The sequence below is a fragment of the Serratia sp. Je.1.23.a genome, from assembly GCF_051129805.1.
In the GTDB taxonomy this organism is placed as follows: domain Bacteria; phylum Pseudomonadota; class Gammaproteobacteria; order Enterobacterales; family Enterobacteriaceae; genus Serratia; species Serratia liquefaciens.
This window is the reverse complement of record NZ_JBCPSR010000001.1, coordinates 102645-121221: the sequence shown is the minus strand read 5'-3', so window position 1 is coordinate 121221 and position 18577 is coordinate 102645. Positions and strand designations below refer to the sequence as shown.

Annotated in this window: 23 protein-coding genes; 11 read left to right on the top strand and 12 right to left on the bottom strand. The window is 55.6% G+C overall.

The window, feature by feature from the left end:
* Window positions 1-96 precede the first annotated feature (96 nt).
* From AAZT04_RS00620 to AAZT04_RS00610, 3 genes are all read left to right on the top strand, one after another.
* Window positions 97-882, top strand: a complete 786-nt coding sequence (locus AAZT04_RS00620) for a helix-turn-helix transcriptional regulator (RefSeq protein WP_261103839.1) — start codon at window positions 97-99, stop codon at window positions 880-882.
* Between the two features lie 126 nt (window positions 883-1008).
* A complete protein-coding gene (locus tag AAZT04_RS00615; protein WP_434678652.1) occupies window positions 1009-1764 on the top strand; it encodes a DUF2076 domain-containing protein in 756 nt (251 codons plus the stop codon).
* A gap of 101 nt (window positions 1765-1865) precedes the next feature.
* Complete coding sequence (locus tag AAZT04_RS00610) at window positions 1866-2417, top strand: GNAT family N-acetyltransferase (protein ID WP_020825411.1); 552 nt, start codon at window positions 1866-1868, stop codon at window positions 2415-2417.
* Here AAZT04_RS00610 and AAZT04_RS00605 read toward each other — a convergent pair.
* From AAZT04_RS00605 to AAZT04_RS00585, 5 genes are all read right to left on the bottom strand, one after another.
* Window positions 2405-2668, bottom strand: a complete 264-nt coding sequence (locus AAZT04_RS00605) for a hypothetical protein (RefSeq protein WP_046374395.1) — start codon at window positions 2666-2668, stop codon at window positions 2405-2407. The genes AAZT04_RS00610 and AAZT04_RS00605 overlap by 13 nt on opposite strands.
* 86 nt (window positions 2669-2754) lie before the next feature.
* Window positions 2755-3207, bottom strand: a complete 453-nt coding sequence (locus tag AAZT04_RS00600) for a thiol-disulfide oxidoreductase DCC family protein (protein ID WP_046374396.1) — start codon at window positions 3205-3207, stop codon at window positions 2755-2757.
* 61 nt (window positions 3208-3268) lie between these two features.
* A complete protein-coding gene (locus tag AAZT04_RS00595) occupies window positions 3269-3601 on the bottom strand; it encodes a hypothetical protein (RefSeq protein ID WP_129982455.1) in 333 nt (110 codons plus the stop codon).
* Window positions 3602-3772: 171 nt separating this feature from the next.
* Complete coding sequence (ycaC, locus tag AAZT04_RS00590; RefSeq protein WP_020825407.1) at window positions 3773-4399, bottom strand: isochorismate family cysteine hydrolase YcaC; 627 nt, start codon at window positions 4397-4399, stop codon at window positions 3773-3775.
* Window positions 4400-4536: 137 nt separating this feature from the next.
* A complete protein-coding gene (locus tag AAZT04_RS00585; protein ID WP_046374398.1) occupies window positions 4537-5418 on the bottom strand; it encodes a pirin family protein in 882 nt (293 codons plus the stop codon).
* A gap of 129 nt (window positions 5419-5547) precedes the next feature.
* On the opposite strand from AAZT04_RS00585, the gene AAZT04_RS00580 reads away from it, so the two are divergent.
* Entirely contained in the window at window positions 5548-6456 is a 909-nt protein-coding gene (locus AAZT04_RS00580; protein WP_260629507.1) for a LysR family transcriptional regulator, read from the top strand.
* On the opposite strand, the gene AAZT04_RS00575 is transcribed toward AAZT04_RS00580, so the two are convergent.
* Window positions 6457-6840 carry a VOC family protein gene (locus AAZT04_RS00575; RefSeq protein ID WP_020825404.1) on the bottom strand — a complete coding sequence of 128 codons (384 nt, stop codon included), beginning with the start codon at window positions 6838-6840 and terminating at the stop codon, window positions 6457-6459. It abuts the gene before it with no gap.
* Window position 6841: 1 nt separating this feature from the next.
* Window positions 6842-7624 (bottom strand): DeoR/GlpR family DNA-binding transcription regulator, encoded by a 783-nt coding sequence (locus AAZT04_RS00570; protein WP_116691206.1) that lies wholly within the window; start codon window positions 7622-7624, stop codon window positions 6842-6844.
* A 133-nt stretch (window positions 7625-7757) separates the two neighbouring features.
* On the opposite strand from AAZT04_RS00570, the gene AAZT04_RS00565 reads away from it, so the two are divergent.
* The gene (locus AAZT04_RS00565; protein WP_020825402.1) at window positions 7758-8447 is read left to right on the top strand and encodes a ZIP family metal transporter; all 690 of its coding nucleotides are present in this window, start codon (window positions 7758-7760) and stop codon (window positions 8445-8447) included.
* 106 nt (window positions 8448-8553) lie between these two features.
* Window positions 8554-9171, top strand: a complete 618-nt coding sequence (locus AAZT04_RS00560) for a hypothetical protein (RefSeq protein WP_129941104.1) — start codon at window positions 8554-8556, stop codon at window positions 9169-9171.
* A 9-nt stretch (window positions 9172-9180) separates the two neighbouring features.
* On the opposite strand, the gene AAZT04_RS00555 is transcribed toward AAZT04_RS00560, so the two are convergent.
* The 3 genes from AAZT04_RS00555 to pagP form a co-directional block, all read right to left on the bottom strand.
* Window positions 9181-9444: a putative hemolysin gene (locus AAZT04_RS00555; protein ID WP_020825400.1), complete on the bottom strand. Its 264-nt coding sequence runs from the start codon at window positions 9442-9444 to the stop codon at window positions 9181-9183.
* Window positions 9445-9556: 112 nt separating this feature from the next.
* A complete protein-coding gene (locus AAZT04_RS00550) occupies window positions 9557-10042 on the bottom strand; it encodes a DUF2501 domain-containing protein (protein ID WP_020825399.1) in 486 nt (161 codons plus the stop codon).
* A gap of 249 nt (window positions 10043-10291) precedes the next feature.
* Window positions 10292-10885 carry a lipid IV(A) palmitoyltransferase PagP gene (gene pagP, locus AAZT04_RS00545; protein WP_170868519.1) on the bottom strand — a complete coding sequence of 198 codons (594 nt, stop codon included), beginning with the start codon at window positions 10883-10885 and terminating at the stop codon, window positions 10292-10294.
* An 813-nt stretch (window positions 10886-11698) separates the two neighbouring features.
* On the opposite strand from pagP, the gene AAZT04_RS00540 reads away from it, so the two are divergent.
* The gene (locus AAZT04_RS00540) at window positions 11699-13375 is read left to right on the top strand and encodes an alpha-keto acid decarboxylase family protein (RefSeq protein WP_434678645.1); all 1677 of its coding nucleotides are present in this window, start codon (window positions 11699-11701) and stop codon (window positions 13373-13375) included.
* Between the two features lie 22 nt (window positions 13376-13397).
* Here AAZT04_RS00540 and AAZT04_RS00535 read toward each other — a convergent pair whose 3' ends face one another.
* Complete coding sequence (locus AAZT04_RS00535) at window positions 13398-14270, bottom strand: LysR family transcriptional regulator (RefSeq protein ID WP_434678643.1); 873 nt, start codon at window positions 14268-14270, stop codon at window positions 13398-13400.
* A gap of 108 nt (window positions 14271-14378) precedes the next feature.
* Here AAZT04_RS00535 and AAZT04_RS00530 point away from each other — a divergent pair, with 108 nt between their 5' ends.
* A complete protein-coding gene (locus AAZT04_RS00530; protein WP_434678642.1) occupies window positions 14379-15221 on the top strand; it encodes an alpha/beta fold hydrolase in 843 nt (280 codons plus the stop codon).
* Between the two features lie 28 nt (window positions 15222-15249).
* Window positions 15250-15855 carry a glutathione S-transferase gene (locus AAZT04_RS00525; protein WP_434678641.1) on the top strand — a complete coding sequence of 202 codons (606 nt, stop codon included), beginning with the start codon at window positions 15250-15252 and terminating at the stop codon, window positions 15853-15855.
* Here AAZT04_RS00525 and AAZT04_RS00520 read toward each other — a convergent pair.
* Window positions 15852-16970, bottom strand: a complete 1119-nt coding sequence (locus AAZT04_RS00520) for a DUF1615 domain-containing protein (protein WP_434678640.1) — start codon at window positions 16968-16970, stop codon at window positions 15852-15854. The two genes, AAZT04_RS00525 and AAZT04_RS00520, sit on opposite strands and share 4 nt — an antisense overlap.
* A gap of 132 nt (window positions 16971-17102) precedes the next feature.
* Here AAZT04_RS00520 and AAZT04_RS00515 point away from each other — a divergent pair, with 132 nt between their 5' ends.
* Entirely contained in the window at window positions 17103-17573 is a 471-nt protein-coding gene (locus tag AAZT04_RS00515) for a GNAT family N-acetyltransferase (protein ID WP_434678638.1), read from the top strand.
* Between the two features lie 120 nt (window positions 17574-17693).
* Window positions 17694-18554: an SAM-dependent methyltransferase TehB gene (gene tehB, locus AAZT04_RS00510; protein ID WP_434678636.1), complete on the top strand. Its 861-nt coding sequence runs from the start codon at window positions 17694-17696 to the stop codon at window positions 18552-18554.
* Window positions 18555-18577: the final 23 nt, after the last annotated feature.

Genomic DNA, 18577 nt, shown 5'->3' with positions numbered 1-18577 from the left:
CTTGCGCCGGTGCCGGATGGCTTTTTTATTACTATAATCAGCTTAATATACGGGTACAATATGAGCAGTTATCCTAGTATAAACAGGTACCAGCCTATGCAATCTGAAGCCTTATCCGGCCCCAAAGCCCTCGGCGCTTTCCTGCGTGCGCACCGTGAACGCATCACGCCGGAAATGCTGGGTTTACCCACCGCACCACGCCGCCGCACCAGCGGTCTGCGCCGTGAAGAGCTGGCGCAAATCAGCGGTATCAGCGCCACCTGGTATACCTGGATCGAGCAAGGCCGCGAGGTATCCATCTCGCCGCATACGCTGGCGCGCATCGCCAAAGCACTGCGGTTAGGGCATGCCGAGCGCCACTACCTGTTTACCCTGGCGCGAGTCGCAGACCCCGAACAGGAACAGCCTCACGAAGCCGACAACAGCGCGGTGCTGCAAAGCGTTAACCAGGTGACGGTGCCTTGCTACCTGCTGGATATCACCTGGAATGTCGTCGCCTGGAACCCGGCGGCGGAAAGCCTGTTCTGTGGTTGGCTGGGCCAAGCCGCTACGCCCAATCTGCTGCACTTTATGTTTTTCCACCCGTTAGCCAAAACGCTGGTCAGCGACTGGGAGGAACGGGCACGCCGCGTGGTCGCCGAGTTTCGTGCCGAAACCAGCCACCATCAAAATACCGAAGAGATGCGCGCTTTCGTGCGCAACATGACGCACAACAGCGAAGCCTTCCAGCACTGGTGGAAACAGCATGACGTACTGGCACGCGAGGGCGGCGAGCGTACCTTCTCTCATGTGCAACACGGGGAGCTGCGCTATCGTCAACTGACGTTTAACCCATCGGAAAATAGCGGTCTGAAACTGGTGATGCTGATCCCTCTGACGTAACGGGTAACAAATTCATAAACAGGTTTACCTGCCATTTATTTATTGGTTCATCTAAACGCGCTAGGGTGACAGTTACCGATGATATCTATCATCCAGTATCGTTATTCATCTCCTAGAGGTAATCCTATGCAATCCGAAGAACAACGTCTTATCGATGGTCTGTTTGGCCGCTTGAAAGAAGCCGAGACCAAGACGGGCCAGAGGGATCTCCAGGCAGAGCAGCAAATCAACCAACACATCCGCGAACAGCCTTCCGCGCCTTATTACATGGCTCAGGCGATGATCATTCAGGAAGCGGCGCTGAAACAGCTCGACCAGCGGGTGAAGGATCTGGAGAGCCAGATTGCCCAACAACAGCAAAATAACGCTAACCAACAAAACAGCGGCGGCTTTCTGGCCGGGCTGTTTGGTGGCGGTAATCGCAACGCGCCAAGCCCGAGCGAGCAGTATCAGGCGCAACAGCAGAATAACGCGGCATGGAACAACCAGCCCCAGGGAGGCTATGCTCAACAGCAGCAGCAACCAGCCTACAGCCAACCGCAGCAGGCAGCACCTTCACGTGCCGGCGGGTTCCTCGGCGGGGCATTGCAGACTGCCGCCGGCGTGGCGGGCGGTGTGGTGCTGGCCGACATGTTGACCGGTATGTTCCGCCATTCACAACCACAGGAAATTGTTAATATTATCGATGAAACGCCGGCAACACCGGTGGATGACAGCGCGATGAATAATTTCGACGCGTCCAACAATCTCGATACCTTTAACAACGGCGGTGATAGCCGCTTCCTCAACCAAGATAACGGCTTCCAGAACGCGGATTATCAAAACGACGATAACACCGATTTCGCCGACGACGACTACAGCGACGACGATTCGTTTATCTGATCCTTCCCCCCCCTTTCCACCCGGAGAGGGGGGGGCTGTTTCTTCTTCCGCACCGCTGGTCTACAGTTAAACCTGTCCAATCACAGCAGGTTACGCAAGCTATGCCGAAGATGAACCCTATCGCCCCCTATGCAAGCACTCGCCTGTTGATGCGTCCGCCGGTGGCCGACGATTTGCCGCGTTTTTACGCCATTTTTGGCGATCCCGACACCCAGCGTTTTAATCCCGCAGGCCCCATCGCCAGCGAAGAACAGGCACGATTGGCGCTGACGGGGCGGATCGAAAATTGGGCGCAACACGGCTATGGCTCCTGGGCAATTGCACTGCGTGAGCAGCCGGAGTGGGTCATTGGCTTTGGCGGGTTGTCCTGGCGGCCGTTAGGGGCTCAGCGCACGGTGAATTTGGGCTATCGTTTTGATACGCAGGTTTGGGGCAGCGGCTTGGCCACTGAGTTGGCGCAGGCCTCGCTGGAGTATGGTTTCAAGCATCTGCAGTTGACAGAAATTTCGGCTATTGTGCGCGAAAAAAATCTGGCCTCATGCCGCGTGCTGGAAAAAGCGGGGTTACGTGTGGTCGATACTCTGGATGACGTGCCCGGCGATACGCCAAGCCTGGTTTACAGCATTACGCGCAGTGAGTATCAGGGCTGCTGAACCGGCGGTTCATCATTGATCTTCGCCAGCGCCCGACGGTAGGACTTAACCTTTTGGCGCTTCTTCAACCAGGTGGTGGTTGAGACAATAAAAATTAGCCCGGACATGGTCAGCACGCCGATCGGGTGGCCGTAAAACACCATAAGGGCGAAATAAATAGCGGAGACAATCGCCACCCATTTTGCCGTATTTCCCACCGCATTCTTCTCCTGACTCAAACGGCGGATGTACTCTTCTTCACTGATCCCCATACGCGCTCCTTTTTAGCTGAACGTTCCACTATATTGGGGCGGAATGATGATAATTCAATCGATTAAAGGGTAAAGAAGCGTAAAGCTCAGCGAGATTGCTCACGACGATGACGCAGATAACGCCCCGGCAAAACCTCTCCAGGCAACGCCGTGCCAGCATTACGGCCAAATAACCTATAGCGATTGCTCGCCACTGCATTGTAAAACCTATCCGCCAGGCGCTGCGGCAAAAAGCGCGCCAGCGCCAACAGGCGAAATGGCCAGCCAAGCTGACGCAACGCCTGAAAAAACGCCGCCGAACGCAACCAATGTCGGCCCGGTTCAAGATAAACGATGGAGTCAAAACGATCGGTGGGCAAGGCCAGCCAATTCAGGATTGCCTGACCTTCTTCGGATTGCACCGTGGCCAACAGGATCTTGCCCTGTCGATCGGCACGAATCAAAAATCTCACCAGCCCGTGACACAAATTACATTCGCCATCGAATAACAGCACCCGGTCACCGGGCTGGAGATAAGGGGGGAGCGTTGACGGATTCATCCTGCCTCCTGAGGTTTACCCCAGACTAACGCGCATTCCCCTTCAGAACCAGCGGGGCCGCTTACGGCACTGGGGACGCAGGTGGTACATCCGGCAATGCCACTACCGAGATTCGTACTTCGTAATGCTTGGCGTTACCGGCGGGGATCACCGAAGTCAGCTTATTGATGGTTTCAGTGGGATTATCGCTGGCGGAAGTCGCACAGAACAGCTCACCGCCGTGGCAGAAGCCCGGTTTAGGCATATGCCCACCAGGGAAAGGAGGTAAGCGGAACTGCTGTTCTGCAGGGGGGACGTTTTTTTCTACCGGAGCCGGAGCGGAAAGTGCGCTAACGCTGAACAGCGTCACGGCAGCCAGCACAGGAAGCGTCAGTACTTTGATTGCATTTTTCATGTTGTCGATCTCATTTGCCGGGATTGGGCCTAACCTACCCCGCCCCCGGCCGATGAGAAAGCCGCTTTTCACGACCTTTGCATCCCGATGATCTTTGCTTACATCCCTCCGCTAACGTGATGAAAGCTTAAGGATTGTGTAAAGGTCGTTCGGCTTTTCTTTCTATTTTGATTACTTGCCTTTGGTCAGCGTGCTGTAGCTGGTCATCAGGTTGCGGTAATCAGGAATGTGGTTGGAGAACAAGGCCCCCAGCCCTTCGACATCGTTGCGCCAGTCACGGTGCAGCTCACAAGCGACGCCAAACCAGGTCATCAGTTGCGCGCCTTCGGCTTCCATACGGCTCCAGGCCGATTGACGCGTCAGCTCGTTGAAGGTGCCGGAAGCATCGGTGACTACGAACACTTCGAAACCTTCGCTCAGGGCAGACAACGCCGGGAAGGCCACGCACACTTCGGTGACGACACCGGCGATAATCAACTGTTTGCGGCCGGTGGCTTTCACTGCCTTGACGAAGTCGTCGTTATCCCAGGCATTTATCTGCCCAGGGCGTGGAATAAAGGGTGCATCGGGGAATTGAGCTTTGAGTTCAGGGACCAGCGGGCCGTTGGGGCCGTCTTCGAAGCTGGTGGTCAAAATAGTCGGCAGGTTAAAATACTTCGCTAAATCACCCAGTGCCAGTACGTTGTTTTTAAAACGATCGGGATCGATATCGCGTACCAGTGAAAGCAGCCCTGCCTGATGATCCACCAGCAAAACGGCAGCCTGATCCTTATCGAGGCGTTTGTAATTTGCAGTCATGGTTTACTCCTGTGGGGTGTTGATTATTACGGTTAAAGGTTGCCTTGGCCGAGAGGCCAAAGTGCAGAGGTTACCTAAGTGTAGAACCGGATCCGGAGGTGTTTTTCCGGATCGGCTCTAAGGTGTGCGGTGAGGGCTTAGCCGGCGTGCTTCTCTGCCGTCATGCTGCCGAACTTGCCGCCGTTGAAGTCACGGAAGGCCTGCTGGATTTCCGCGTCGCTGTTCATCACGAACGGGCCATAACCGACGATAGGCTCATCGATCGGCTCGCCGCTCAGTACCAGCAAGCTGACATCATTGTTGGCTTCGAGGGTGATTGAATCCCCTGCACGGTCAAACCTGACCATTTGGGTTTCGCGCACCACTTCCTCACCGTTTACATGAATCGCGCCATGCAGTATCACCAGCGCCAGCGTATGCCCTTCTTCCACTGTCAACGTGGTGGTGTGACCGGCATTCAGCTTCATGTCCCAGACATTAAGCGGGCTAAAAGTACGTGCCGGACCGGCGTGGCCGCCGAAGTTACCGGCAATCACCCGCACCTGGCCTGCGCCATCCGCCAGTGGAACCACCGGGATATCCGCATTCAGCAGCGTCTGATAACCCGGCTCAGCCATTTTGTCCTTGGCCGGCAAGTTCACCCACAGCTGAACCATTTCCATGGTGCCGCCGTTGCGCGAAAAATCCCGTGAATGGAACTCTTCGTGCAAAATACCCGAGGCGGCGGTCATCCACTGTACGTCACCGGGGCCAATCACCCCGCCGCTGCCGGTGGAATCACGGTGCTCCACTTCGCCTTGGTAGACGATGGTGACCGTTTCAAACCCGCGATGCGGATGCTGACCCACACCACGGGTGCCGGAGGCAGAGCGGAACTTGGTTGGCGCAGCGTGATCCAACAGCAGGAACGGGCTCATTTCCGCCCCCAAATCGTTGTAGGAGAACAGCGAATTCACCAGGAAACCGTTGCCGACCCAGTGGGCTTCAGGGCTGTTGTAAATACCGAGGATCTTTTTCATCTTGAACTCCTGTTTCAGGTCTCACGACCTTAAGTTGATGTCAGAAGTTTAATCCTGCGGCGTTTGCCGCAGTAGTAGGCAAGATGTACACTCAGTGTTCTAGATATAGAACGATGATAAGGACAGGCGATGTTCACCGATTTGAACGATCTGTTTTATTTCGCCAGCGTAGTCGACCATCAGGGCTTCGCCCCCGCCGGCCGGGCGTTGGGTATCCCCAAGTCCAAACTGAGTCGACGCATAGCGCTACTGGAAGAACGCCTGGGCGTACGCCTGATCCAACGCTCGACGCGACGGTTTTCCGTCACCGACGTCGGTCTGAATTACTATGCGCACTGCAAGGCCATGCTGGTAGAAGCCGATGCCGCACAGCAAGCCATCGAACAAACCCGCGCCGAACCCTGTGGCACGGTGCGCATGACTTGCCCGGTGGCTATTCTGCACACTCGGGTCGGTAGCATGGTGGCGGCTTTTATGGCCGATTACCCGAAGGTCACGGTGCATCTGGAAGCGACTAATCGCCGGGTGGACGTGGTGGGTGAAGGCCTGGATCTGGCCATCCGCGTGCGGCCACCGCCGCTGGAAGACAGCGATCTGGTGCTGAAAATTTTGGCGCAGCGTACCTGGTGCATCGCCGCCAGCCCGGCACTGGTTCGCACCCTGGGCCCAGTGGAAAAACCGGAAGAGCTGCATAAATACCCCACCCTGGATCTCGGTCCGGCACGCGCACAGCACCTGTGGCAGTTAACCGGGCCGCAGGGAGAAAAAATGGAGTGGGAACACAGGCCACGGCTGGTGACGGACGATATGCTGATGCTGCGAACTGCGGCGATTGCCGGTGCAGGCATCGTGCAATTGCCGTCAATGATGATGCGTGACGATATGCTGCGCGGTGAGTTGGTGCAGTTGCTGCCGGGTTGGCAACCGCAGGGCGGCGTGGTGCATGCGGTTTACCCGTCACGCCGCGGCCTGCTGCCGGCGGTACGGATGCTGCTTGACTATTTGGGGCAGCAGTTCGCCAGCATCGAAGAGGAGTGATCAGGCGGTGATTTCGATGGCGTTACCGTCCGGATCACGGATGATCGCCTCATAAAAACCGTCCCCTGTCCAGCGTGGCGCCGCCTGCAGGATCCCCTCCTGCTGCGCGCGCTGCGCCAACTGATCGACACGGCTTTCCTCTCCCACCGACAAAGCAATATGCGCCCAACCCACACGTTCACTGGCCTGCTCCGCTGACAGCAGATCCGGCAAACTCATGATCTCCAGCGTTGGCCCCGCCGCAAGGCTGACAAAGCGGGAAACAAACCCCGGACGGTTCCGGCTAACGTATTGTTCCCCGGCAACGCCGTCAAAATACCGCTGCCAGAACGTCACCTGGGCATCAATATCGCGGGTCCAGAGTGCAACATGGGCTATTTTCATCTCAGTCTCCAATGGGTGAATCGCTGTACAACACTTTGCCGCCACTGTGCGTGATCTGCTGTTCGAGCTGCGGATGACGGCCAGGTGGCGTGACTAAATAATCGACCCGATTGGCGGGCAAAAAGCTGTAGGGGGCATAGGTGTTGAGTTTGTCGCCGGTGCATAGCACCGCCAAGTTGCCTGACCGCGCCAGCAGACGCTTCTTGAACTGGGCATCCTGATAATTCAGCGCCGAGAAACCGCAGCCCGGGTCATAAGCACAAATGCCGACGAAAGCGAGGTCAAAGTAAAAATCGTCGATTTCCTGTACCGCCTTGGCGTCCACACAGCCGCCAATGTCGGCATCCAGCTCGCCGCCGATTAAAATCGTGCGGATCCCCGGCTGTTCCAGCATTTTGCCGGCAATAGTCAATGCGTTAGTCACCACCGTCAGCCGCAAATCACGCGGCAACAGCTCGGCCAAATAAAGGTGCGTACTGCCGGCATCGAGGAAAATAACCTGCCCTTCCTTGACCAATGCCAGCGCAGCCAGCGCCAGTGCCTGCTTCTCGTCACCGCTCAATTGCAGCCTTGCGCTGATAGGGCCGGTTGCCGGCGTGGGTGCCAGCGCACCGCCATAAATGCGTTTACACAGGTTTTGTGCCGCCAACTGGCGCAGATCGCGCCGAATGGTGGCTTCGGTGGTGTTCAGGCGTTCCGCCATTTCAACCGCCAGCACTCGCCCCTGCTGCTGCAAGGTAGCGAGGATCGCGTCGTGGCGCTGATTGGGCAACATTTTGGACATTCGGCTTCTCGATGGCGAACAAGTGATCACAAATGTACACAAACGTGCATAAACGTACAAATTTTTATGCAACGCTACGAAAGGGCAGCGCTGGGCTAGACTGAAACTTTACGTCTCAAATAAAGGACTATTGATGACCTCAGCCGTGCTTTATACCTTATTCCCCGCCGCAGCAACCGTCATTGGCGCCGCCATCGCGCTGTACCGCCGCCCTGGCGATGCCGCCATGCGCATCATTCATCACTTTACCGCTGGTATCGTCTTTGCCGCGGCCGCGACCGAAATTCTACCCGACCTCAAGCAACAATCGCCCTGGGCAGTGCTGCTCGGTGGTGCCGCAGGTGTGCTGATGATGCTGCTGGTCAGGCGTTTGGGCGAACGAGCTCAGGGGCCGGTGGGCTTTGTGGCAACCGTCGGCGTGGATATTTTTATCGATGGCCTGGTGCTGGGCATCGCCTTCGCTGCCGGTGCAAAAGCGGGCCTGTTATTGACGCTCGCGCTAACGTTGGAAGTGCTGTTTCTGGGGCTGTCGATCGTGGGCGATTTACGTGATTTTTTCGGCCGACGGATAAAAGCCATGCTGGCGATTGGCGGCCTGGCTCTGCTGTTGCCACTAGGCGGTATGCTGGGTGCGCCGATTGCCATGCTGGGGGCATTCTGGCTAACCGCGTTTCTGGCCTTCGGCCTGATTGCCTTGCTCTATCTGGTCACGGAGGAGTTGCTGGTTGAGGCGCATGAAGGAGGTAAAGATACCCCGCTCGCCACCGCGATGTTTTTTGTCGGTTTTTTACTGCTGTTGCTGCTGGAAGAAGGGATGGGGTAACACGCAGGAATTTTACGGGGCTATTACCTCACCCCAAGTGATTTGGCTATACTGAGGCGAGCAAGGTTACCGCAGAACGTAACGGCTTGGGCGCTAAGGGAAAAGGATGCTGTCAAAAATTGCGAAGTGGCTATTTCAATTGCCGGGCAGGCTGTTTGGGGGCATTTTCAGGAGCCGCCTGACGATTTTTATCTTCTTTATGCTGATTGCCGCTGGGGTTTTCAGCGCCAAACGCTATCTGCGAGCCGATCAAAATGACGATGAGTTTGTCGCGACGGCTACCACAGATTACAACCGGGCCATCCAGCGTGAAATGCCGATGCGCGAAGCTCGCGAACAGTGTGGTGGCCCGCTGCATGACAATGCCGGGCAACCCTGGCCTCTTTCGGCCGGCTACCTGCATCAGCCGGAAGGCAAAGCCGCCAACCCACAGCAACAACTGACGCTGGATAATCAAAACAACAATTTTGCGGTGTTGGTCAAACTGGAGACGCCGGGCGCGCCACAGCGTTTGGCGGAAGTTTTTATTCCCGCAGCCGGCAGTTTTAATATCAAAACCAACCCGGCCGGGGAATACGTGATGAAAATTAAAAACATCAAAACCGGCTGTAACTTCCGCTCCAAACCTTTCACCCTGAGTCGTCATCAGGATTGGCGGCTGTCGCTGAAACTGCAAACGGACGGCAGTGTGCAATACCAGCCGATCAGCGACCGCGAGTTTTAATCGCGAGGCTTATTTCTTCACCGGATGATCGCGGCGGAATAATTCCCAGCTTTCGATTTCCTGACCGTTCGGCAAGGTACAGGTGGAATACTGGCCGTCAGCATTTTGCTTGGCGTTCAGCTTGCCGCCGATCTTGGTGCAATACACGTCCGCCGGGTTCGCCATGCCAATTGGTTTTACCTGCGGCGGCGGTGGCGCATCGTTAGATTTCATGCTGCAGCCCTGTAATATCGCCATCCCTGCCAGCAGGGAAACCATCAGAATTTTTTTCATTTTTTCTCTTACCACTCCCGGTCTATTTCACGTCGCAGATAGCCGGCCCGTTTGAAATACGGCGGGGAAAGTTAAAAACGGCGGCAGCCTGAGCATACCGCCGTTCAGGCTATCAGGAAATAAAGGACGCGCCCTGTTTCAGGACCAAATCACAGGCTTTTTGCTTCACTTTTTCAGTGATTTGCGAAGTGCCCAGGCTGTTCAGATCCAGACTCTTGCCTTCGCCGGTTTTCAGCAGACCGCCCAGCCCTTGCTGGTAGTCCTGGCTTTTGGCGTTCTCCGTGCTGGTGATGCCCAATTTGCTCAGCAGTTGGTCTTTCACCGCTTCGGTGCCGTTGGCCGACAGGACGTTATTTTTCACGCAGTACTGCAAGATGCCGGCCGCGTTGGTCATGCTGCTGGAGCTCAGCGCTTTGTCGCCACCGTTCAGTAAACCGGTCAGGGAAGACAGTGAAGTGCCACTGGTGCTGCCACCCGATTTACTCAGTTCACCGGCCGCGCTGCTGAGGGAATCCATCAGGCCGGCTGCCTGAGCGGCGCCGCAAGTCATGGCGGAAGTCAATGTCAGCGCCAGCAGTAAACGATGCTTGGTGTTCATGGGGTAAAGCTCCTGTTTATCTCGCCATCCTTTCAGCATCCCCCCTTGCCATTGGCAACAGGAGAAAGCGGATGGGCGAATCGAGTGCAATCAGCGCAATGCGCCGGGTCACCTCTTGGGACGTCACCCACGGCGACAAGTTCCTTTTAGCCGGCAATACGGCGTTTTTTTCAGAATTCAGGTAATTTTTTGGGCGAGGAATGTACAGCTAGGCGCTATGGGCCGCCAAACTGGGCGACCCGCGGGGGATCAGAACTGCCAACGCAGCCAGGCGAAGAACACGTTGCCGTTATTATAGGTACCGGGAATATAAGTGGCCTGGAAGGTCAGGCGCTTATAACCGATAGAAGCCAAAGGCAGCGGGGCCGGGATAGGAATGTAATTCCAGTTATCTCGCGCAGTGACACTGGCGGTGAAGCCCAGACCCAGACGGAAGTCCTTGTCGTCCAAAGGACGCCAGATCTTCTCATAAGCGTAACCGCCGATCGGCTCCCACTTATTGAATGAATCTTTGAATGCCATCAGATAGATACCGTGCCAGTCACCGTCGCTGTCGTAACGCGAAATACCATAGCCGGCGCCCCAGGGGCGCTCGTTGTACTTATCGATATGTTCGTCGTCGTAAGTCCAGCGGTTATGCCAGGTGATGGCCGGCAGATAAATGTCTTTATTCGGCGAGTTGTTCCAGGTTTCCGCCACGTTATCGGTGAAACGCTGCCACAACCCCGGTTTTTCAGCCTGCGCCGCGCTGCCATTTTCTGCACCAACCTCAGCGTAAGAAGGTAGTGCAGGAAATAGCAGCGCCACTGAGCAAGCCAAAATTGTCCGTTTAAAAAACATCATCAAACTCCTGTAAAAAATAAGGCCGGCGATTCTTACCGATCGACCCATCAAGATCAAGCTGTATCTTATTTATCCAACTGCTTTCTCCTACCTCGTTGTCACTTGGTTAAGTTTAGCCGCAGGTAAAGGGAAGCGCGCCCGGCGGGTCGACTCCGGGCGCTCAGGCTACTGCGCTCCCTATGCACCGTCTGTCGGAATACTCCGCAATCATGCCGCTGCCGAAGTAAAACCCGGCGGCTCACCAGCCTGCTAGAGAACTTCTTTCCTGATCTGAACGTAGCGAAATCTTTACTGCCGCCCAAAGAGCAACTGTAATCGCCGTCACGCTTTTCGTGGGTTCTCTCCCCCCATTTTGCGGCAATCTCAATAAGCTCAAGGCCCTGTCAGGCGACACGACTGTAAATTTGCAGTTACAACGCTGTTTTAGAGACCTGCAACGGCAAAAACGGATGACTTCCCACCGTCATTTTTAGCGGCAGGCAAAAGTACCGATGATCATCCCGCGCGCCATGTTCCGGCCACAGCCGCCATATTTCACATATCTATTACATTTGGTGAAAAATACCACCCACAACATCGCTGCGGTTAATCCCCCTCACCCCCAACGTAAACCCGCAAATACAACAAACTACCCTCTCATGCGCCCCACTCAACTTGAACAAGCCGATAGTTTAAATAATTGTTAAAGCTAACGAGCATGACCCGGTCTGCAAGGGCTGAACGTTTATTGAATTGCTCATAACACAACATCGCCAGCAAGTTATTTGCTGCTCTCTGCCTGATAAAAGAAAGATAAAAAATCCGGAGAAACACATGAAAATCACTATCGGGGCATTCATCCTGCAACAGCTCCGCACCCTGAACATCGATCGTATTTATGGCGTACCCGGCGACTATAATCTGGCGCTGCTGGAATTGATCGAGCACGACAGCAATATTGAATTTATTGGCAACTGCAATGAGCTGAATGCGTCCTACGCGGCCGACGGTTATGCACGGTTAAAAGGGGCTGGGGCACTGATCACCACCTACGGCGTCGGCGATCTGGCCGCGCTGTCCGGTATTGCCGGGGCTTACGCCGAGTCCGCACCGGTTGTCTGTCTGGCCGGTACCCCGCCGCTGCACGCAATGAAAAATCATGAGCTGCTCCACCACACGCTGGCGGACGGCAATTTTGATAACGTCATGAACTGTTTTAAACAATTCACCGTCGCCCAAGCGTTGATCACGCCAGAAAATGCGGCGATGGAGATCCCTCGCGTTATTTCCCGTGCCTGGACGGAAAAGAAACCGGTTTATTTACAGTTACCTTCTGATATTTGTGATGTGGAAATTGAAATCACTCAGGCAATGGTCGCGCCGCAATTGCCAGCCAGCGACCAATATAATGTCCAGTTGGCGGCCATGGCATTGCTGGCGCGAATAAAACAGGCAAAGAAATCGATTATTCTGGTCGACCAAATGGTGGATCGCTTTCAACTGCAGCAATTAGTGATCGAGGTCGCACATAAATTTGCCATTCCCCTCACCAATATGCCGACGGCCAAATGCATCATTCCGGAAACCACGCCGGGTTGGATCGGCGTTTACAGCGGCAACCTTTCGCGCCCCGAACTCTATGAACATATGGCGCACGCCGACTGCGTGCTGAGCTTTGGCGTTCGCCTGGTGGACTCGACAACCGGGTATTTTTCGCACCAGATCCCGGCTGACGCGCAAATTGATATTCAGCCGTTCTCCGTGAAGCTGGGCACCACCTCTTACCCAGCAGTGGCGACCGCCGACCTGTTGCAGGCGCTGCTGGCACTGGGTGAAGAGGTAACAGGCCACCCGCCGACGCCCCTGCCTGAAGCGCGGCATCGGTTGGCAACCCCCAGCGATGCCCCTATCGATCAGGCTTACTTATGGCAACGCATACAACGCTTTATTCGCGCCGATGACGTAATTGTGGTGGAGAATGGCACCTCGGGCGCGGCGATTGGCGGCATGCGTATGCCGGACGGTGTTCAGGTGGTCAATCAACCGATCTGGGGCTCGATTGGCTATACCCTGCCGGCGCTGCTGGGGACCATGATGGCCGCACCGGATCGCCGGCATCTGCTGTTCATTGGCGACGGTTCTTTCCAACTGACCGCTCAGGAAGTTTCCACCCTGCTGCGCTACGATCAGAAGCCGATTATCTTCTTGATTAACAATGATGGTTACACCATCGAACGTTATATTCTTGGCGAGAACTCGTCGTACAACGATATCGGCCCCTGGGACTATGCCAAACTGCCGGCGGTGCTCAATACCCAGGCGAAGCCGTTCAGCGTGGCGGTAGAAACTACCCACCAGTTGGAATTGGCGCTGGAACACGCCTCGCGTCAGGATCGGCTGGCCTTTATCGAAGTTAAGGTGCCGATGATGGACACCCCGCCGGTGATGAAGGAATTCTGCAACCGCTGCAATAACTTTAACTTCGGCTTGACCAACCCGCGTCGCGCTTAACCCCGTCAAGATCCGCCGTAGCTCAATGCGCGGCGGATCCCTCCAGACCTTGCACCACCTGCCGCTGTAAACTTTGCAGCAGCGGGTGTTGCCGCCGGTGGCCCAAACGCAACGCATGTGCCACCTTCGGCAAGGGTAACTTACGCTCAAATACCGTCTCGATCTCCACCCGCCGATCGACAGATTGCTGATTAAGCAGGCCAATCCCCATACCGGCAGAAATCGCTGCCAACATGCCGGATATCGAAGGACACTCCACCGAGACCTTGTGGGCAATGCCCGCGGCACTCAGGCACTCTTCAGCCAGCCGGCGATAAAAGCAGTCTGGGCCGTAACTGACCAATTTCACACAGTCACCAGGCTGAAAACGCCATCCTGGCGGCGCACACCAGTGAATTTTTTCCGTTGCCAGCACCACATCTTCGGTGCTTAACGCATCGCAAAACTGCTGATGCAGTACCAGGTCCAACTCTCCCTGAGCCAAAGCGTTACGCAATACCTGGCTTTGATCGATGACCAACTGCACGTCAACCTGCGGATGTTGATGGGTAAAGGTCGCCAACAAGGTGGCCAACCGGGACAGCGACATCTGCTCTGTGGCGCCAAAACGTACTGTCCCCTGCAATAACGAGGGGGAAAAATGCGCCAATGCCCGATCGTGTGCCTGCAAAATCTGTCGTCCATGCATCAACAGCGCCTCACCATCCACGGTGGCGATCAAAGCGGCTCCCTGGCGATCGATCAGAGTGCGGCCCAGCTGTTCCTCCAACCGTTTGATTTTCCAACTCACTGCCGACTGACTGAGATTTAGCTGTTTCGCCGCACGCGTCATGCTGCCGGTGTCGATTACGCTCTGCAGCGCCCGCAATGCATCGATGGATAAACGCTGGTTCATAAACGCCCTCATGACAAAAGTTGGATTGAATCACCATAACTTGTCATTGGCGTCATGAAAAGACGAGGGGTAGGGTGATATTCAACACGGTAATGGGGAGAAATCATCATGAGCGGCTTAACTTCTCAGGTTAATCAGCAGGTCATTATTCAAGGGCATCGGATTGCCACTGGCGTACAAGGGACGGGTGTGCCACTGGTGTTGGTACACGGAACCCCCGCCCATTCGATCATCTGGCGAAATTTGCTGCCCCGCCTGACGGTGGCCGGCTTCCAGGTTTATTACTATGATCTGCTGGGCTACGGCGCATCGGAACGCCCATTGTCCGCAGAGACCTCGATTATCGCACAGGCGGATTTACTGATCGCCCTGCTGAACCACTGGCAACTGGATTCCGCCCACGTATTTGGCCACGATATTGGTGGCGCGTTATCACTGCGCGCGGCCTTCGGGAACGCTAATCGCTTTCGCTCGCTAACCATTGCGGACATTTGCAGCTACGATTCCTGGCCTTCACCCACCTGGCGCAGCATCCGCGATAATTATCGTCAGTACGCCATCATGGACCCCTTACAACATCAACAAACCCTAACGCGTCAGTTGCAAATGGCCGTGTTCAACAAATCGCTGATGATGGGAGAGCTGTTGCAGAGCTATCTGGCCCCGATCGTTGGCGTGCTCGGTCAACCGGCCTTTTATCAGCAACAGATCGCCCATTATGATGCACGCTATACTGATGATTTCGCGCAGCGTCTGCCAAAACTGCGCCTACCGGTGCAAATCCTGTGGGGAGAAAACGATGAATGGCAGCCGGTCAGTTACGCCTACCGTTTACAAGCTGACATTCCCGGCGCTAGGCTGCAGGTGATCCCGCAGGCGGGGCATTTTCTTATGGAAGATGCACCGGAAGCCGTATCCCAACAGCTGGAGACCTTTATTCATTCACTTTAAATCGGGCGAATGCGCTCAGGAGAACACAATGCAATTGATAGGCATGCTGGATTCACCCTATGTGCGCCGCGTCGCTATTTGTTTGAAATTGTTGGAGATAGAGTTTGAGCACCGGGCAATTTCAGTGTTCAGCGGTTTTGACCGGTTTAAAGCCATTAATCCGGTGGTAAAGGCCCCAACGCTGGTGCTGGCCGACGGCCAGATCTTGATGGATTCTTCGCTTATCCTGGAATATGCCGCAGGTATCGCCCCCTCCGGCAGAGCTTTACTGCCAAACCAGGGCGCGGCGAGACTGAACGCCCTGCAGTTGAACGGGCTGGCATTGGTCGCCTGCGAAAAAACGGTGCAAATCGTTTATGAACAGCAGTTGCGTCCGCAAGAAAAGCAGCATCAGCCCTGGCTGGATCGTGTCCAGGGCCAACTGCAGGCGGCCTACGCCGAACTGGAAAAACAGTTGCCGCAGTCCGCCGTGTCACCATTTATGGGCAGCGCAGAGGTCAGCGTGGCGGTGGCCTGGGGCTTCACCCAACTGATGCTGCCCGGGCAGATCAGCGACCAGCAACACCCGACTTTGGCGGCATTTGCTGCTCAGGCCGAACAACACCCGGCGTTTATCAGCACTCCGCAGATTTAACCTGCCGAAGCGCGCGTCATGCAGCGTTGGCGCCGCTCATCCACCCGTTTGGCAAACCAGGCGGTGGTCAGCTTACGGGTGATTTTTGGGCTTTCCAACTGAATACCTGGCAGCATTTCCCGCGGCAGTTTCTTGCCGGTGGTTTTCTCTGCCAGCACATACACCCGCTCATACAGGTCGGTATCGGCAAATTCGGGTAGGTCCCCCTTCTCCAGCGCCCGGCGAATTGCCGGGTCGCTCATATTGAGCCGCTTGCCGAGGGTACGCACCGCCAGCTCGGTGGTGCCGGGTTTGTCGGTGCCGTAGTTAATCAAGTCGCCATCCAATGCCAACGGAATGCCCGTCGTGCGGCTGACTGCACTTTGGAAAGCGGCGTTGCGGCTGGCGTACCAACCGGCATTGAAGTCGGCGAAACGGTAGATCGGCTGGCTGTAGTCAGCCGGGTAACCCAACAGGTGGGCAATGCCGAAATACATGCCGCCGCGGCGGCTGAACACTTCACGGCGGATCGAGCCGTCGATCGGATACGGATAACCTTTGGCATGCGCTTCGGCAAAGGCGATGCTGACCTGCATCGGCCCGGCGGTATGCACCGGGTTCAGGCTGCCAAACAGCTTTTGCCCCATCGGCACCGAATCAATCATATCGTCAAAGATATCGCTCAGGTCTTTTTCGGTGCGCACCTTATCCAAACGCTCGCTGTAGCTCTTGCCGTTCGATGATTTGATCAGCAAAGCGGTATGCACCAGAAAGTTGGGAATATGTAACTGATCAGCGCGGCGGTCGATCTCTTTCCAGGCGATTTTGGGCAGCCCCGGCACCGGCGGATTGGCCTGGAAGGTCGACTCCTGCTCGGTTACTGCCAGCACTGAACACAGGTTTTGGTCGCTGGGCTCGATACCCTGTGCGGCAAAAGCGGCGGTGATATCGGTGGCCCAGCCCTGGCGATCGGCGGTGTTAGCCGGCATCAAACGCACCAGTTGAGCTTTGACGTCAGCCGGGCGTTGCACCGGTGAAGTCGTGGTGGTTTTCGTGGTACAACCGGCCAGCACCAGCAGCGCGGCCAGGCTCAACGGACGCAAGGTCATCGGGTTGATAAAACGGCGAATTGGCATCTTTTCCCTGATCGTTTTGACATACACTGCAGTGACGTTAGCCCAGCAGCGGACCCCGATCCAGTCTAAATGTGTTGATCCGGAGCTGAGAGCAGGCGTTTGCCAGGAAATACACCTTAAAGGAATGACCGCATGATTGAACTCAGAGATATGAGCTCGCAAGAATTCGAGCGTTACCGCGCACATGGAATCGAGGAATATGCTCGAGATCTGGAGCGAGCTCTGCAGCTGAGCCGGGAGTTGGCGCGGGTGGAAGCCGTGGCCACCTACGACGCCTCACTGCCCCAGGGGTTGGCGACACCAAACCACCGGTTGGTTTGCGCCCAACTGGCGGGTTCAGAAGAAAATATCGGTATCGTCTGGTACACCCTCAAACAACGCACCTACGGTAAGCAGCTGTTTGTCTATGATTTTGAGGTGGATACAGCCTGGCGAGGCAAGGGCTACGGCGAGAAAATACTTTGCGCAGTGCTGAAAGCCGGACGGATTGCCGGTGCGGAATATGCCGAGTTGGCGGTGTTTAACGACAACCCGACGGCGGTCAGACTGTATAACCGGCTCGGCTTCAAGAGCGTCAATACCCGAATGCATCGAAAACTCTAAACCCGGCCTTTCATGATCGCGGGCATTTTCAATGAGCCGATAAAGATGTATTTTATATGCAACATATAAAATCATTTTATTCGCCCACACCGGGGCAACGCAAAATTTAAGGAGAGACGCATGAATGAGCTGCTTTGTTATAAAACCCTGCCGGTATGGAACAGCGTGACGCTGCCGGAGAGTTTCCAGCAAAAGCACAACACCCAAAGCGGCACCTGGGCCAAACTCACGCTGCTGAGCGGCACCCTGACCTTTGCGTTGATGACCGAAGAGGGCGAAACTACCGAAACCTGGCAGTTCAGCCCTGAGAGCCAGCCGCCGTTTATCGAACCACAGCAATGGCACCGCATCGTTTCATTTTCCGATGATATGACCTGCCAACTGGCTTTCTACTGTTCACCGGAAGATTACTACCACAAAAAGCACCAACTGACGCGCACCCATTCCGAGGTGATCGAAGCCGTGCAGCGCATAAAACCCGGCAAAGCGCTGGATCTGGGCTGCGGCGGCGGGCGCAACTCGCTCTATCTCAATCTGAAAGGCTTTGACGTCACCGCCTGGGACAAACATGGCCCGTCGATCGACAACCTCAATAGCATCATCGATAGCGAAGGACTGACGCACATTCGCGCCAGCGTGCAAGACCTCAATGCTCACACCTTCAACGGCGATTACGACTTTATTCTTTCCACCGTGGTGTTTATGTTCCTCAGCCGCGAGCGAATTCCAGGGCTGGTAAAAAACATGCAGGACAGCACCCTGAACGGCGGTTACAACCTGATTGTCGCCGCGATGGATACTCCGGATTACCCTTGCAGTCTGCCCTTCCCCTTCACCTTTAAACCGGGCGAGCTGAAGGACTATTACGCCGACTGGGAAATCCTGAAGTACAACGAGGATGTCGGCCAACTGCACAAAACCGACGCCGCCGGTAACCGCATTTCGCTGCGCTTTGCCACGCTGCTGGCGCGTAAACCCTAAAATCCCTTCAATTGGCGCCGCTC

What these genes read in the sequence shown, in the direction of transcription:
- AAZT04_RS00585 (WP_046374398.1), bottom strand. Translation starts at nt 5,418, where the DNA reads ATGAAAAAGATCCTCGGTATTTACAACAGCCCTGAAGCCCACTGGGTC.
- pagP (WP_170868519.1), bottom strand. Translation starts at nt 10,885, where the DNA reads ATGATGTTTTTTAAACGGACAATTTTGGCTTGCTCAGTGGCGCTGCTA.
- AAZT04_RS00550 (WP_020825399.1), bottom strand. Translation starts at nt 10,042, where the DNA reads ATGAACACCAAGCATCGTTTACTGCTGGCGCTGACATTGACTTCCGCC.
- AAZT04_RS00555 (WP_020825400.1), bottom strand. Translation starts at nt 9,444, where the DNA reads ATGAAAAAAATTCTGATGGTTTCCCTGCTGGCAGGGATGGCGATATTA.
- AAZT04_RS00605 (WP_046374395.1), bottom strand. Translation starts at nt 2,668, where the DNA reads ATGGGGATCAGTGAAGAAGAGTACATCCGCCGTTTGAGTCAGGAGAAG.
- AAZT04_RS00525 (WP_434678641.1), top strand. Translation starts at nt 15,250, where the DNA reads ATGCAATTGATAGGCATGCTGGATTCACCCTATGTGCGCCGCGTCGCT.
- AAZT04_RS00520 (WP_434678640.1), bottom strand. Translation starts at nt 16,970, where the DNA reads ATGCCAATTCGCCGTTTTATCAACCCGATGACCTTGCGTCCGTTGAGC.
- AAZT04_RS00530 (WP_434678642.1), top strand. Translation starts at nt 14,379, where the DNA reads ATGAGCGGCTTAACTTCTCAGGTTAATCAGCAGGTCATTATTCAAGGG.
- AAZT04_RS00620 (WP_261103839.1), top strand. Translation starts at nt 97, where the DNA reads ATGCAATCTGAAGCCTTATCCGGCCCCAAAGCCCTCGGCGCTTTCCTG.
- AAZT04_RS00580 (WP_260629507.1), top strand. Translation starts at nt 5,548, where the DNA reads ATGTTCACCGATTTGAACGATCTGTTTTATTTCGCCAGCGTAGTCGAC.
- AAZT04_RS00575 (WP_020825404.1), bottom strand. Translation starts at nt 6,840, where the DNA reads ATGAAAATAGCCCATGTTGCACTCTGGACCCGCGATATTGATGCCCAG.
- AAZT04_RS00515 (WP_434678638.1), top strand. Translation starts at nt 17,103, where the DNA reads ATGATTGAACTCAGAGATATGAGCTCGCAAGAATTCGAGCGTTACCGC.
- tehB (WP_434678636.1), top strand. Translation starts at nt 17,694, where the DNA reads ATGAATGAGCTGCTTTGTTATAAAACCCTGCCGGTATGGAACAGCGTG.
- AAZT04_RS00570 (WP_116691206.1), bottom strand. Translation starts at nt 7,624, where the DNA reads ATGTCCAAAATGTTGCCCAATCAGCGCCACGACGCGATCCTCGCTACC.
- AAZT04_RS00565 (WP_020825402.1), top strand. Translation starts at nt 7,758, where the DNA reads ATGACCTCAGCCGTGCTTTATACCTTATTCCCCGCCGCAGCAACCGTC.
- AAZT04_RS00610 (WP_020825411.1), top strand. Translation starts at nt 1,866, where the DNA reads ATGCCGAAGATGAACCCTATCGCCCCCTATGCAAGCACTCGCCTGTTG.
- AAZT04_RS00535 (WP_434678643.1), bottom strand. Translation starts at nt 14,270, where the DNA reads ATGAACCAGCGTTTATCCATCGATGCATTGCGGGCGCTGCAGAGCGTA.
- AAZT04_RS00600 (WP_046374396.1), bottom strand. Translation starts at nt 3,207, where the DNA reads ATGAATCCGTCAACGCTCCCCCCTTATCTCCAGCCCGGTGACCGGGTG.
- AAZT04_RS00615 (WP_434678652.1), top strand. Translation starts at nt 1,009, where the DNA reads ATGCAATCCGAAGAACAACGTCTTATCGATGGTCTGTTTGGCCGCTTG.
- AAZT04_RS00540 (WP_434678645.1), top strand. Translation starts at nt 11,699, where the DNA reads ATGAAAATCACTATCGGGGCATTCATCCTGCAACAGCTCCGCACCCTG.
- AAZT04_RS00560 (WP_129941104.1), top strand. Translation starts at nt 8,554, where the DNA reads ATGCTGTCAAAAATTGCGAAGTGGCTATTTCAATTGCCGGGCAGGCTG.
- ycaC (WP_020825407.1), bottom strand. Translation starts at nt 4,399, where the DNA reads ATGACTGCAAATTACAAACGCCTCGATAAGGATCAGGCTGCCGTTTTG.
- AAZT04_RS00595 (WP_129982455.1), bottom strand. Translation starts at nt 3,601, where the DNA reads ATGAAAAATGCAATCAAAGTACTGACGCTTCCTGTGCTGGCTGCCGTG.